Origin of the sequence: Paracandidimonas soli, from assembly GCF_004342005.1 — a bacterium.
GTDB classification, from domain to species: domain Bacteria; phylum Pseudomonadota; class Gammaproteobacteria; order Burkholderiales; family Burkholderiaceae_B; genus Paracandidimonas; species Paracandidimonas soli.
In genome coordinates, this window is sequence record NZ_SMBX01000009.1 from 66,020 (window position 1) to 79,939 (window position 13,920).

The 13,920-nt window shown below is 63.1% G+C and carries 13 protein-coding genes; 3 read left to right on the forward strand and 10 right to left on the reverse strand.

Features of this window, described 5'->3' with window-relative positions; all coding sequences use genetic code 11:
- Positions 1-10 precede the first annotated feature (10 nt).
- The 5 genes from EV686_RS15210 to cysS form a co-directional block, all read right to left on the reverse strand.
- Complete coding sequence (locus tag EV686_RS15210) at positions 11-1,279, reverse strand: aspartate kinase (RefSeq protein WP_132477806.1); 1,269 nt, start codon at positions 1,277-1,279, stop codon at positions 11-13.
- Between the two features lie 168 nt (positions 1,280-1,447).
- Positions 1,448-2,500, reverse strand: coding sequence for a tRNA lysidine(34) synthetase TilS (gene tilS, locus EV686_RS15215; protein WP_132477807.1), 1,053 nt, complete (start codon positions 2,498-2,500; stop codon positions 1,448-1,450).
- The gene (locus EV686_RS15220) at positions 2,472-3,464 is read right to left on the reverse strand and encodes an acetyl-CoA carboxylase carboxyltransferase subunit alpha (RefSeq protein WP_132477808.1); all 993 of its coding nucleotides are present in this window, start codon (positions 3,462-3,464) and stop codon (positions 2,472-2,474) included. The genes tilS and EV686_RS15220 overlap by 29 nt, the downstream gene beginning before the upstream one ends.
- Positions 3,464-4,117, reverse strand: coding sequence for a DNA-3-methyladenine glycosylase family protein (locus EV686_RS15225; protein ID WP_132477809.1), 654 nt, complete (start codon positions 4,115-4,117; stop codon positions 3,464-3,466). Before EV686_RS15225 ends, EV686_RS15220 begins: the two co-directional genes overlap by 1 nt.
- Complete coding sequence (gene cysS, locus EV686_RS15230) at positions 4,117-5,568, reverse strand: cysteine--tRNA ligase (RefSeq protein WP_132477810.1); 1,452 nt, start codon at positions 5,566-5,568, stop codon at positions 4,117-4,119. The genes EV686_RS15225 and cysS overlap by 1 nt, the downstream gene beginning before the upstream one ends.
- 177 nt (positions 5,569-5,745) lie before the next feature.
- Between cysS and EV686_RS15235 the strand changes: the two genes are divergently transcribed.
- The 3 genes from EV686_RS15235 to EV686_RS15245 all read left to right on the forward strand — a co-directional run bounded on the left by EV686_RS15235 (position 5,746) and on the right by EV686_RS15245 (position 7,867).
- The gene (locus EV686_RS15235) at positions 5,746-6,411 is read left to right on the forward strand and encodes a tetratricopeptide repeat protein (protein WP_132477811.1); all 666 of its coding nucleotides are present in this window, start codon (positions 5,746-5,748) and stop codon (positions 6,409-6,411) included.
- Between the two features lie 177 nt (positions 6,412-6,588).
- Positions 6,589-7,098 carry a peptidylprolyl isomerase gene (locus EV686_RS15240; RefSeq protein ID WP_132477873.1) on the forward strand — a complete coding sequence of 170 codons (510 nt, stop codon included), beginning with the start codon at positions 6,589-6,591 and terminating at the stop codon, positions 7,096-7,098.
- Positions 7,088-7,867, forward strand: a complete 780-nt coding sequence (locus EV686_RS15245) for a UDP-2,3-diacylglucosamine diphosphatase (RefSeq protein ID WP_341539341.1) — start codon at positions 7,088-7,090, stop codon at positions 7,865-7,867. Before EV686_RS15240 ends, EV686_RS15245 begins: the two co-directional genes overlap by 11 nt.
- A gap of 103 nt (positions 7,868-7,970) precedes the next feature.
- On the opposite strand, the gene EV686_RS15250 is transcribed toward EV686_RS15245, so the two are convergent.
- The 5 genes from EV686_RS15250 to hflX all read right to left on the reverse strand — a co-directional run bounded on the left by EV686_RS15250 (position 7,971) and on the right by hflX (position 13,893).
- The gene (locus tag EV686_RS15250; protein WP_132477813.1) at positions 7,971-9,263 is read right to left on the reverse strand and encodes an adenylosuccinate synthase; all 1,293 of its coding nucleotides are present in this window, start codon (positions 9,261-9,263) and stop codon (positions 7,971-7,973) included.
- Positions 9,264-9,398: 135 nt separating this feature from the next.
- Entirely contained in the window at positions 9,399-10,565 is a 1,167-nt protein-coding gene (locus tag EV686_RS15255) for an ATP phosphoribosyltransferase regulatory subunit (RefSeq protein WP_132477814.1), read from the reverse strand.
- Positions 10,566-10,577: 12 nt separating this feature from the next.
- On the reverse strand, positions 10,578-11,471 hold the full coding sequence (gene hflC, locus EV686_RS15260) for a protease modulator HflC (protein WP_132477874.1): 894 nt from the start codon (positions 11,469-11,471) through the stop codon (positions 10,578-10,580).
- A gap of 9 nt (positions 11,472-11,480) precedes the next feature.
- Entirely contained in the window at positions 11,481-12,821 is a 1,341-nt protein-coding gene (hflK, locus tag EV686_RS15265) for an FtsH protease activity modulator HflK (RefSeq protein WP_132477815.1), read from the reverse strand.
- Positions 12,787-13,893, reverse strand: coding sequence for a GTPase HflX (hflX, locus tag EV686_RS15270; protein ID WP_132477816.1), 1,107 nt, complete (start codon positions 13,891-13,893; stop codon positions 12,787-12,789). The genes hflK and hflX overlap by 35 nt, the downstream gene beginning before the upstream one ends.
- Between the last annotated feature and the right edge of the window lie 27 nt (positions 13,894-13,920).

Below are 13,920 nucleotides of genomic sequence, written 5' to 3' on the forward strand. Positions count from 1 at the left end.
TCCCGTGCTATCAGGCCTCTGCCGTCGACTTGTCCTGGTCCAGTTCGAATGCTTTATGCAGCGCTCGCACAGCCAGTTCCATGTACTTGTCGTTGATGATGACCGAGGTCTTGATTTCGCTGGTGCTGATCATCTGGATGTTGATGCCCTCTTCCGACAGCGTACGGAACATCAGGCTGGCGACGCCCACGTGGCTGCGCATGCCGATACCCACGATGGATACCTTGCAGACCTTGTCGTCGGCCACGATCTCGCGCGCCTTGACCGTCGGGCCGACCTGGTTCTTCAGCAAGTCCTGCGTGCGCAGGAATTCGTTGCGGTTCACCGTGAAGGAAAAATCGGTAGTGCCCTGCACGGACTGGTTCTGCAGGATCATGTCGACGTCGATGTTGGCTGCCGCGACCGGGCCCAGGATCGAATAGGCGATGCCTGGAGTGTCGGGCACGCCGACCAGCGTGAACTTGGCTTCGTCGCGGCTGAACGCGATACCGGAGACGACGGCTGTTTCCATTTTTTGATCTTCCTCGAAAGTAATGAGGGTGCCGGAAGCGCTTTCGACTTCCACGGGAATGAGGGGGTCCGTCAGCGAGGACAGCACGCGGACAGGTACGCGGTATTTGCCGGCGAATTCGACGGAGCGGATCTGCAGCACCTTGGAGCCCAGCGATGCCATCTCCAGCATTTCCTCGAAGGAAATGACGCCCATGCGGCGCGCTTCGGGGACGACGCGGGGATCCGTGGTGTACACGCCGTCGACATCCGTGAAGATCAGGCACTCGTCCGCCTTCAGCGCCGCGGCGACCGCAACCGCGGAGGTATCGGAGCCGCCGCGGCCCAGCGTCGTGATGTGTCCTTCGTCATCGACGCCCTGGAAGCCCGTGACGATGACCACCCTGCCCGCGTCCAGGTCGGCGCGGATGCGCGCGTCGTCGATGGAACGGATGCGCGCCTTGGTATAGGAGTTATCGGTACGCACGGGAACCTGCCAGCCGGTATAGCTGCGCGCGGAAACGCCCTGGGCCTGAAGCGCCATCGCCAGCAATGCGCTGCTGGCCTGCTCGCCTGTGGAGGCAAGCATGTCGAGCTCGCGCGGATCGGGCTGCGTGGACAGCTCTTTGGCAAGGCCCAGCAAGCGATTGGTTTCGCCGGCCATGGCCGAGGGGACGACGACGACCTGATGACCCGCGGCATGCCACTTGGCCACGCGGCGAGCGACATTCTGGATGCGCTCGACCGACCCCATCGACGTGCCGCCGTATTTATGAACAATAACGGACATCTTTCATCCTGCAAAAGTTCTGTCTTGAGGCCCAAACCACATACAGCTACCGACCAGACAGGAGTAAAACCTGCAATTTTAGCGTTTTTTGGCCTGCAGTCGTAGCCCTATTCGATGTATTTCCCGTCATTTCCGATCATTGCACCACTCATGAGCATCCGTATGCGCTCAAATCCCGGAATCCGGCGTCTCCAGCGACACGCGCCCTTTGATGCATACGATCCAGGCCTGCCCATGCTTCACACGCATGTGTCTGTCATGCCCCATGGCATGCAGGCCCCGCAGTTGCCTCATCCATTCCCGCAGCCGCCGCTCCGTCGGCATTCGCAGTTCATGCATTTCCAGCCAGTAGCGCAATACGTGCGCCTGCCTTGCCTCGGACAGCTCCCGCCAGCGGGCCAGCGAAAAACCGGAGCCGTCCTCCGAGGGTTCCAGCCGGCCAAAATCCTCTTCAGCGACTTCTTCGAGTATGGCGTTGGTCTGCGCGGCAAGCCTGGCGTGGCGGGCAAGGATCGGTCGCCATGACGGCCAGCGGCGATCCAGTTCCGGCACGATGCGTTCGCGCAGAGCGGAGCGTGTATAGCGATCCTCCGCATTCGTGGGGTCGTCTGCGCACAGCCAGCCCGTCTGGCGCTCGAAGCGTTCGGCGACCTCGTCGATGACGCTGCGATCCACATCCAGCAGTGGCCGGAGATAGGTCAGGCCGTCGCGCGACATGCTGTCCCCCATGGCTGCCAGGCCTTGCGGCCCCGAGCCGCGCAGCAGACGCAGCAGGACCGTCTCGGCCTGGTCGTCGCGATGATGTCCCAGCAGGATATGTTCGACGCCGGCCTGCTCCGCCAGCAGCGCCAGGCCGCGGTAACGGGCCACGCGCGCGGCGGCTTCGGTGCCGTCGGCATCGGAGCCGGTCACCTCCACTCTGAGGCTGTGGCAGACGACTCCCAGGCGTTCCGCCAGTTCGTGCGCCTGCCGCTGCCAGAGATCGGCAATCGCCTGCAAGCCGTGATGGATGTGCAGCAGATGCAGTTCCAGCACATCTCTCTGCGCAAGTGCGGCGGCATGGACAGCCAGCATGGTCGAATCGCGGCCGCCGCTGAAGGCGACGGCAAGCCGGCGCGGCCTGGCGGCAAGCCGGCCCAGAGAAGCATCGATGGCCGCAAGCAGCGCTTCCGATGGCTGGAACACCAAAAGCTCAGGCGCGGGCTTCCTGGTAGCGTCCATAGGACATCAGGCGCTGGAGGCGGCGCTCCAGCAGTTCCTCGTGACCCAGTCCTTCGACCTGGCGCAACGCATCGTCCAGCACGCGGCTGAGCTGGCGAGCCGTCATGACGGGATCACGGTGCGCGCCGCCGATGGGCTCGTTGACGATGCGGTCGATCAGCTCCAGCTCTTTCAGGCGCGGTGCGGTAATGGCCAGCGCTTCGGCGGCCACGGAAGCCTTGTCGGCGCTGCGCCAGAGGATCGATGCGCATCCTTCGGGGGAAATGACAGCGTAAGTGGCGTACTGCATCATCATGACGACGTCGCCGACCGCAATGGCCAGTGCGCCGCCCGAACCGCCCTCGCCGATGATGGTGGTGATGATGGGCGTCTTCAGTTCGGCCATGGCGTACAGGTTGTGGCCGATGGCTTCGGACTGGCCGCGCTCTTCGGCGCCGATACCGGGATACGCGCCAGGCGTGTCGACGAACGTGAAGACGGGGATCTGGAATTTTTCGGCGAGACGCATCAGGCGCAGCGCCTTGCGGTAGCCTTCGGGGCGCGGCATGCCGAAGTTGCGCATGGCGCGTTCTTTGGTGTCGCGGCCCTTCTGGTGGCCGATGACCATGCATGGTTTGCCGTGGAAGCGCGCCAGGCCGCCGACAATGGACTGGTCGTCGGCATACATGCGGTCTCCGTGCAGTTCGTGGAAATCGGTGAAGATTTCGCGCACGTAGTCGAATGTGTACGGGCGTTGCGGGTGCCGCGCCACCAATGCCGTCTGCCAGGGCGTCAGCTTGGCGTAGATGTTCTTGGCCAGGGTCTGGCTTTTCTGCTGCAGCCGGTCGAGCTCTTCGGAGATATCGACGGCGGAATCGGCCTGGACGAAACGCAGTTGCTCGATCTTGCCTTCCAGTTCGGCCAGGGGCTGCTCGAACTCCAGGAAAATATTGCGTGCGGTAGTGCGGTTTGCGGATGAAGACATCAGGTTGTTCCGTATTGAACAGTGGCGGGATCCAGGCTGCGCCAAAGATACCAAGAAGCTACGGTGCGCCAGGGCGCCCATGCCTGGGCGACTTCGCGCGCCTCGAAGCGGGATACCGGCTCTCCACTGAAATAATGCATGGAAATGGCTTTCAACAGGCCCGGGTCGTCAAGCGGCAGGACGTCTGGACGCCCCAGGCTGAAAATCAGGAACATCTCGGCAGTCCAGCGTCCAATGCCCCTGATGGCGCAAAGCTGGGCGATGACTGCCTCGTCATCCATTTCATCCCATCGGGAAGGCCTTACCTTCCGTTCGGAGAAATGCTGCGCGAGATCCAGCAGATATAACGCCTTGCGTTTCGGCAGACCGCTTTGGTGAAGCTGCGCATCCGTATATTTGAGCACAGATTTCGGCGTCGGGTTGCGTCCGCATGCCTCGGTGAAGGCCGTCCAGGTGGTTTCCGCCGTTTTCAGCGATACCTGCTGGCCGATCAGCAGGCGGGCCAGCGTAACGAACGGCGCCTCGGACAGTACGAGGCATTCCGCGGCGTGCCGGGGAATGAGGCGCTTGAGAATACGGTCACGCCCCATCAGGTGCGTGCAGGCCTCTTCCCAGAAGTCCGGCCTGCCGGAGGAAACAATGACGCTATCCATCAGCTGCGCCGCCATTGCGTCAGGCCGCCGGGCTTGTCCTCCAGCGTCACGCCTTTGTCGGAAAGCTCCGCGCGGATGGCGTCCGCCCTGGCAAAGTCGCGCCTGGCCTTGGCTTCGGTGCGTTCCTGGATGAGCGCCTCGATGGCCGCCTCGTCCAGCGCCTCATCGGCCTGCACCGCCTGACGCTGATAACGCGTCGCCGAGCGCAGATAGACCGCGGGGTCTTTCTGCAGCAACCCGAGCAGACCGCCGAGGCTGCGCATCAGTCCGGATGCCTTGCCGCAGGATTCGCGGTTGGCCTTGGTTGCCAGGTCGAACAGCACGGCCACTGCGCCGGAAGTATTGAAGTCGTCGTCCATGGCGGCGCGGAATGCCGCTGACTCCGGCTCCGCCCAGTCGATCTCCACAGCCTGCGGCGGCACGTTCTGCAAGGTCTGGTACAGGCGGTCGAGCGCGCTCTGCGCGTCGAACAGATTATCGGGCGCATAGTTCTGCATGCTGCGATAGTGATTGCGCACGATGAAGAAACGCAGCATTTCCGCTTCGCGCGGGTTGTGATCGTATTCTGCGCTGCTGGAGGCCGCATCAGCATCCACCGCGATCGTCTGGCGGATGGTACGGAAATTGCCCAGCGACTTCGACATCTTGTCGGAATCGACCATCAGCGGGCCGCAGTGCATCCAGGTGGTGGCCAGCGTGCCGCCGAAAGCGCCTTCGCTTTGGGCGATCTCGTTTTCGTGGTGAGGGAATTTCAGGTCGGGGCCGCCGCCATGGATATCCAGCGGCAGACCCAGCAGGGCCTTGCTCATGGCCGAGCATTCGATATGCCAGCCCGGGCGCCCGAATCCATAGGGCGACTCCCATTTCGTTTCTTCGGGCTCGGCCGGCTTGGCCGCCTTCCACAGCACGAAGTCCAGCGGATCGCGCTTGCCGGCGGCGACGGCTACGCGCTCGCCGGCGCGCAGATCGTCCAGCGACTTGCCCGACAGCTTGCCGTATCCGGGAAAGCTGCGCACGGCGTAGTTCACGTCGCCGTCTTCGGAACGGTAGGCCAGTCCCTTGGCCTCCAGGCGGCCGATGATGTCCAGCATCTCGCCGACATGCTGCGTGGCGCGAGGTTCGAAATCGGGCGTTTCGACGTCGAGCGCCTTTTCGTCGGCATGCATCGCGTCGATAAAGAACGAGGTGACCTCGTGCATGCGCTTGCCGGTTTCGACCGCGCGCCGGATGATCTTGTCGTCGATATCGGTGATGTTGCGCACATAGCTCACGCGATAGCCGCTGGCCCGCAGCCAGCGCTGCACCACGTCGAAACTGACCAGCATGCGCGCATGTCCGAGGTGGCAGTAGTCATAGACGGTCATGCCGCAGACGTACATGCGGACATGGCCCGGCTCCGTAGTCTGCAAAGGCTCTTTGGCACGCGAAAGAGTGTTATAAATGTGCAGCATGTGCGGTTGATTTGTTCCTGAAGACTTGCGAAAAACGCGCCCTGCGGACTGCGTTTTCCACGAAGGCGGACGGGTAAAGCGCCCATCCGGTTCGACCAAGGCTAAAATGGCGGTCGACAAGTATAGCAATTAGGCAGCCTGTCCGGCGCCGCCATCACCACACCATACACTGAATTCATGTCTGATTTCCATCCCCGGTCTGCGAACGCCCTGCTTGCCAGCGCCCTTCTGGCCTTTGCCTTGTCGGCAGTCCTGCCGGCCAGTGCGCAGACACTCGACGACAATATGCCGCAGTCCTCGCAGAAAGGCTGGCGGGGGCTTGCCAAGGTGCTGGACGCCCTGTCTCCCTCGGTTGATACCAGCATTCCGCCAAGCGCGTCGCAGATCACTGATCGTATCACGCGGCTGCTCGACCAAGGCCGGAATGATGAAGCGCTGCAGGCCATCGAGGCGCGCAAGCAGGAACTTGCAGGCGCCTCGTCTCCGGGCACCGACGTGCAGTTGATGTTTCTCGAGGCCCGCGCGCTGTCCGCCCTTGCACGACACGACGAGGCCACGGCCATCTACCGCCGCATGACGGTCGATTATCCCGAGCTGCCCGAACCATGGAATAATCTGGGCACGGAGTATTTCCGCATGGGCCAGCTCGAGCGCGCGCGCGAAGCGCTGCAGATGGCCCTGATGGCCAACCCCAACTACGCCACGGCCCAGGCCAACCTGGGCGCAGTCCAACTGCAGCTGGCGCAGCAGGCGTTCGAAAAAGCAGCCAGTTCGGGCGTGCCCGGGGCTCAGGAAAAGGCGCAGCAGACCGGCAGCATCCTGGACGGCCAGCCTTCTCCCTAACCAATCCATCCGATACGAACAAGCCTCATGTCCGTTTCCCATTCGCTGATTTCCCTTTTGCCCGCGGCATGGCGCCGCATCGGCCTCGCCTGCGCGGCAGGCATCGTTCTGGGTGCCGTCGCCGGCACCGCATCCGCACAGGCCAATCCATCCACTTCTTCTGAAGGCAAGCATTCCATGAGCACAAGCCAACGCGTCACACTGCAAACCAACCACGGCAACATCCTGATCGAACTGGATGCCGAAAAAGCCCCCAAGACCGTCGAGAACTTCCTGGCCTATGTCAACGAAGGCTTCTTCGACGGCACGGTCTTCCACCGCGTCATCAACAACTTCATGATCCAGGGCGGCGGCTTCGACACCGACATGAAGCAGAAGCCGACCAAGGCCCCCATCCAGAACGAAGCCAACAATGGCCTGAAGAACGACCGCTACACCATCGCCATGGCGCGCACCAGCGACCCTCACTCGGCCACGGCGCAGTTCTTCATCAACGTATCCGACAATGATTTCCTGAACTTCACCTCCCCCACTCCCAACGGCTGGGGCTATGCGGTCTTCGGCAAGGTCGTCGAAGGCACCGAAGTCGTGGACAAGATCAAGGGCGTGAAGACCGGCAACCGCGGCTTCCACCAGGATGTTCCCGCGGAAACCGTCATCATCGAAAAAGCCGAGCTTGCGCAATAAGCTGAATACGCCCGGCACGCTCTGGATCGCATCCGACATTCACCTCTCGGATGCGCATCCGGAAACCCGCCGGGCCTTTCTTTCTTTCCTGGACAAGGCATCCTCTCAGGCGGATGCCTTGTTTCTGTGCGGCGATATCTTCGATGTCTGGATCGGCGACGACCTAGCTATCGAGGATCCTCCGCCATGGCTGGCCGAAATCGTGCAGGCGCTGCGCCGTACCGCCAGCCGCATGCCCTTGTGGCTGGGCCGCGGCAATCGCGATTTCCTGATGGGCGAGGCGCTGGCCGCACATATCGGCGCCAGGCTGCTTCCCGACGCAGTCATCCTGGCCACCGACGCCGGAGACGTGCTGCTGACCCATGGCGACCAATACTGCACCGACGACGCCTCCTACCAGCGTTTCCGCAAGCTGGTGCGCTGCCGCGCCATACAGTGGCTGTTCATGCAACTGAGTCTTTCCGCAAGGCGCGGCATCGCCGACTGGGCGCGCAAGCGCAGCATGGCGTCAAACACCTTCAAGTCGCAATACGTCATGGACGTCAACCAGGACGCCGTCATCCAGGCGTTTCGGCGGTCGGGCGTATCACAGATGGTGCACGGCCACACCCACCGTCCCGCCGTCCATATCGTAGAGGTCGACGGCCGCCGGTGCCTGCGCCATGTCCTGCCCGACTGGGAGCCCTGCGCCGAGCCCATGCGCGGCGGGTGGCTCCGGATCGACGGCAACGGCCTGCATGCCGTTTCTCTTGCGGATGGTGCGCTTTAAAAGCTGGGTAACCATGAAAAACGCCGCAACCGGCAGAACCGGGTTGCGGCGTTTTGCCATATGACGTAGAACAGTCCCCAGGACTGTTCTACGTCCGGGCTCATCATTTGAACGGATGGCGCAGCATGATGGTTTCCAGTCTGTCCGGGCCGGTGGACACCATGTCGATGCCTACGTTGCAGACTTCGGCGATACGCTCCAGGTAGCGGCGGGCATTGACCGGCAGCTTGTCGTATTCAGTGATGCCGACCGTGGATTCGGTCCAGCCGGGCATTTCCTCGAGCACGGGCTCGGCGCTGGCCACATCATGCGCGCCGTAAGGCAGCACGTCACGGAACTCGCCGTTCAGGCGATAGCCGACACCGATCTTGAGCTGTTCGACGCCGTCCAGCACGTCCAGCTTGGTGATGCACAGGCCGGAAATGCCGTTGATCATGACCGAACGCTTCATGGCGGCGCCGTCGAACCAGCCGCAACGGCGCGGGCGGCCGGTGACCGAACCGAACTCCTTGCCGACCGTGGCAAGGCGCATCCCGGTATCGTCCAGCAGTTCGGTCGGGAAAGGCCCCGAGCCCACGCGCGTGGTATAAGCCTTGGCGATGCCCAGCACATAATGCAGCGACTGAGGGCCGACGCCAGCGCCTGCGGCGGCGGCGCCCGCCACGCAATTGCTGCTGGTGACATAGGGATACGTACCGTGGTCGATGTCCAGCAGCGAGCCCTGCGCTCCTTCGAACAACAGGTTCTGGCCGGCCTTCTGCGCCTGGTACAGGTTGTTGGAGACGTCGGCCACCATGGGCTTGAGCACATCGGCCAGCTTCATGGCCTGCTCGCGGACGCTGTCGAACGACACTGCCTCGGCGCCCAGGTAGTTGGTGAGCACGAAGTTGTGGTAATCGAGGACTTCGGCCAGCTTCTCGTCGAAGATTGTCGCATCGTAGAGGTCTTGCACGCGCAGGGCGCGGCGCGCCACCTTGTCTTCGTAGGCGGGGCCAATGCCGCGGCCCGTCGTGCCGATCTTGCCTTCGCCCTTGCGCTTTTCGCGCGCCTGGTCGACCGCGATATGGTAAGGCAGGATCAGCGGGCACGAGGGAGAGATCTGCAGGCGGCTGCGCACCTCCAGGCCGGCGGCTTCCAGCTCGGCGATCTCGGTGAGCAGGGCTTCGGGCGAGAGCACCACACCATTGCCGATATAGCAGGTGACATGCTCGTGCATGATGCCCGACGGGATCAGGCGCAGAATCGTTTTCTTGCCGTTGATCCAGAGCGTATGGCCCGCGTTGTGCCCGCCCTGGAAGCGGACGACGCCCTGCGCCGACTCGGCCAGCCAGTCAACGATTTTTCCTTTCCCCTCGTCACCCCATTGGGTGCCGATGATCACAATATTCTTGCCCATATTCTTTACGCAACGATAAAAGTCAGCCGGATGCAACTCTGCTGAAGGTTAGATTGAATCCAGATGCGCGGCGCAATGCTGCACCGCACGCGAACCTGCCACTTTAACCGATATTAATGGCAGGACGTAATGTTTTTATGCAAGCGGCAACACTTGCCAGGCGCCGTCGCGGTGCTGGATTTCGCGATCCACGTCGAACTCGTCCAGGCTGTGGGACTGCCCGGGCAGCACCTGGATGACGACTTCACCCGCCCTGCGCAGCTCGCGCACGATGCGGACCAGCTCGGGATCCCTGCCCCAGGGAGCGCGGATGGCCCTGGTTCTGGCGGCGGAGGCCAGCCCCGAAGACAACTTGCGCAGATCGAAGCTGAATCCGGTCGCCGGACGCGACCTGCCGTATGCGGCTCCCAGGCCATCGTAGCGCCCGCCCTTGACCAGGGCGTCGTGCCAGCCTTGCGCATAGATGGAGAAAGTCGCTCCCGAATGGTAGCCGAAGCTGCTGCCCATGTCGGCAAGGTCGATTGTAAACTCGTAGGCTGGCAGGGCCTGGATCAGGACTTCCAGTTCATCGAGCGCCGCCCGCATGCCCGGCACATCAGGCAGCGTGTCGCGCGCGCGCAACAGAACTTCCGACTGCCCGTACAGCCCCGTCAAGGCCAGCAAGGCATCGAGGGATGTTGCGGATATTCCAGAGCGGGCAGCCAGCTCTTTCAGGCCGGCGGCATCCTTTGCCGCCAGTAGATTGCCAGCTTCATCCGACAGCGGGACCAGCGCGGGATCCGCTTGCACGATGGCATGGAACACGCCCGGATGGTTCAGGTCCAGCATGGCCCCGGTCACGCCGGCATGCTCGATGCTCTCCAGCGCCAGCTGGATGATCTCGATATCCGCTTCGACCCCTTCATGGCCGTAGATTTCCGCTCCGATCTGCAGTTGTTCGCGATCGGACAGCAGTCCGCGCGGACGCGCATGCAGCACGGAGCCACAGTAGCAAAGCCGGGCAACGCCTTCGCGATTGAGCAGGTGCGCGTCGATGCGAGCGACCTGGGGCGTCATGTCGGCCCGCACGCCCAGCGTGCGTCCGGACAACTGATCGACCAGCTTGCACGTCCGCAGGTTCAGGTCGCTGACCATAGCGGATTCAGGCAGCAGGGAACTGAGATATTCGACCAGCGGCGGAGCCACGAGCTCGAAACCGTAGGTACGGAACAGGTCCAGCAGGCGACGGCGCATCTCTTCGATGCGCCGAGCCTCCGCAGGAAGGATATCGGCCAGGTTTTCCGGCAACAACCAGTTGGACATCGCGGTTTTGCCTCAGTTCTGCGCCGTGCCTGGCGCAGCGCCGTCGGCCGCTCCCCAGAACTTGAAGAAGTCGGACTTCGGGCTCAGCACCAGCGTGTTGCCACTGCCCGAGAATGCGCTGCGATACCCCTCCAGGCTCTTGTAGAACTCATAGAACTGGGGATTCGTGCCATAGGCCTTGGCATAGATGGAAGCCGCCTGCGCATCGCCCTCGCCCATGATGCCCTGCGCTTCGGCATAGGCCTGGGCGATCAGTTCGGTGCGCTGGCGATCGGCCGTCGCGCGAATGCGCTCGCTGTCGGCGGCGCCGGTCGCGCGCAGCCTGTTGGCCTCCTGCTTGCGCTCGGCCTCCATGCGGCGATAGACGGACTCCGAGATCTCGGGGGCGAAATCGATGCGGCGCAGGCGCACGTCGACGACCTCGACGCCCAGCGGCCGCGCGCGCGCTTCGACGTTGGTTGACACTTCGCGCATGATGGCGGCGCGTTCGGTCGCCACGACTTCCTTCACGGTGCGCACGTTGACCGAAGCGTTCAGCGCGTCGCGGATCTGCGCCTGCAGGCGCTCGACAGCGGCGCGGTCGTTGCCGCCGAACGTTACGTAGAACATGCGCGGATCGGAAATGCGCCACTTGACGTAGGAATCGATCAGCAGGTTTTTCTTCTCCGCCGTCTGGATGCGCTCGGGGTCATTGTTTTCAATGGTCTGCAGGCGCTTGTCCAGGCGCACGACATTCTGGAACGGCGGCGGCAGCTTGAAGTACAGGCCGGGCTCGACGATGGTATCGCGCACCTCGCCCAGCGCGAACAACAGCGCGGCGTCGCGCTCGCGAACAATGAAAACGCAGGACGAAAGTACAGCCAGGACGATGAGCAGGCCGACGAGAACAGGAAATGAACGTTGCATCATGGCCCCTTAGCGTGAAAACCGGTTCGCGGAAAGCGAATCCTGCAAGGACGAGGAATCGTACGGGCTGGCGCCGCGCACGGATGTTCCCGTCAGGCCTGTAGCAGGCGCGCGCGACGACGGCGCCGCGCTGTTGCCGCTACCCGATGAGGACTGCGACGATACCGCCGCGCCGGCAACAGGCGCGGACGGCGCCTTGTCGGACGCCACGGACTGGACCAGCTTGTCCAGCGGCACATACAGCATATTGCTGTTGGCCTCGGAGTCGATCATGACCTTGCTGGAATCCGACAGGATTTCCTGCATGGTGGACAGATACAGGCGCTGGCGCGTGACGGCCGGGGCCTTTGCGTATTCCTCGGCAACGCTCAGGAAACGCGCGGAATCACCCTGCGCATCACCGACCACCTTGGCGCGGTAGGCTTCCGCCTCCTCGCGCATGCGCGCGACGCGGCCCTGCGCTTCGGGCAGGACGTGGTTCGAATAGGCGTTACCTTCGTTGATCAGGCGCTCGCGGTCCTGGCCTGCCTTGACCGCATCGTCGAAGGCCGCCTGGACCTGTTCGGGCGGCTGCACGTTCTGGATGGCGACCGTGCTGATCTGGATGCCCGTCTGGTAGCGGTCGAGAATGCCTTGCGCCAGCGCCTGAACCTCGGCCGCGACTTCGGTACGGCCGGAATACAGCACGAAATCCATCGGCTTGCGGCCGACGATTTCGCGCATGGCGGTCTCGGCGGCCTGGCGGACGGACTCGTCCGGCTGCGCCGTCTTGAACAGGTAGTCGGGAGCGCCGCTGGGACTCAGGCGGTATTGCACGACGAACTGCAGATCGACGATATTTTCGTCGGTAGTCAGCATCAGGGATTCGGGCAATATCTTGTTGCGGGTCGACCCGCGGTAGCCTACCTCGAACGTACGCAGTTGCGACAGGTTCACCATCTGGTGCGCCTCGATCGGGTACGGCAGGCGCCACTGCAGGCCGGGAGTCAGCGTTTTCTTGTAGGCGCCGAACTGGGTCACCACGGCGACCTGGCCTTCCTGCACGATCATGAAGCCGCTGGCCAGCCAAATGCCGACGCCAGCGACGGCCAGCAGGCCGAACAGCTTGGGCGAGCCCTTGGGCGCCTGGAACGACGGACCGCCGGAACCGCCGCGATTGCCGCCGCCGCGACCGGGCTTGCGGCCGAACAGCGAACCGAGACGATTGTTGAAATCTTTCCAGACCTCGTCCAGATCGGGAGGTCCTTCGGGCTTGCCGGGACGGCGCGGTGGCTCGGAACCATTCTGGTTTCCGCCACCCCGGCCCCAGCCCGGATCATTCAGATTGAATAGTTTTGATATTGGACGCATTGTTATCCGCGGGTTGACCAAACTCGACGATTGCGCTTCGCAATTCGTCCAGTCCGGCGCGCTGCAAAGCGCTTACAAAGACTCGCGCAATGGTACCATGTTCATCGCGCTCGACCCTGGGTTTGTAACCCGTTTCATCGATTTTGTTATAGACCAGGATGCGTGGAATGCTGCTGGCGCCAATGTCTTCGAGCACCTTGTCGACTTCCATCGCCTGCTCGTCGCGCTGCTCGCTGGACGCATCGATGACATGCAGCAGCAGGTCGGCCTGCACGGTTTCCTCCAGCGTCGCCCGGAAAGCGGCGATCAGCTCGGGCGGCAGGTCCCGGATGAACCCCACCGTATCGGAAATGACCACCTGCCCCGCCCCTTCGATCCAGACGCGGCGCGTCGTGGTATCCAGCGTGGCGAACAACTGATCCGCAGCATAGGCTCCCGCCCGGGTCAGCGCATTGAACAGCGTGGATTTTCCGGCGTTGGTATAGCCCACCAGCGACACCGACAGCGTGCCGCTGCGCACGCGCGAACGGCGCTGCGTATTGCGCTGGCGCTGCACTTTTTCCAGGCGCTCGCGCAGCAGGCGGACCTTGGCGCCGATCATGCGCCTGTCCATTTCCAGCTGCGATTCTCCAGGCCCGCGCATGCCGATGCCCCCGCGCTGCCGCTCCAGGTGGGTCCACATGCGCGTCAGGCGCGTGGACAGGTGCTGCAGTTGCGCCAGCTCGACCTGCAGCTTGCCCTCGTGGCTTTTCGCCCTGAGCGCGAAAATATCCAGGATGAGCGCTACGCGATCGACCACGCGGCGGTTGAGCGCGCGCTCCAGGTTGCGTTGCTGAGCTGGAGACAGCGGCTGGTCGAACAGGATGATGTCGGCGCCCGAAGCATCCGCCAGCATGACGGCCTCTTCGACCTTGCCGGAACCGATGAAATGCTTGGCATCCGGCTTGGCGCGCCTTGCAACCAGGGTGCCGGTGATCTCGGCGCCCGCGCCACGCGCCAGCATGGCGAACTCGGCGGCATGCGCGGGATAATCGACATCGCCGAAATCGACGCTGATGATCAGGGCTTTCATGCCGCTCTCAAAAATGAAATACCCGCC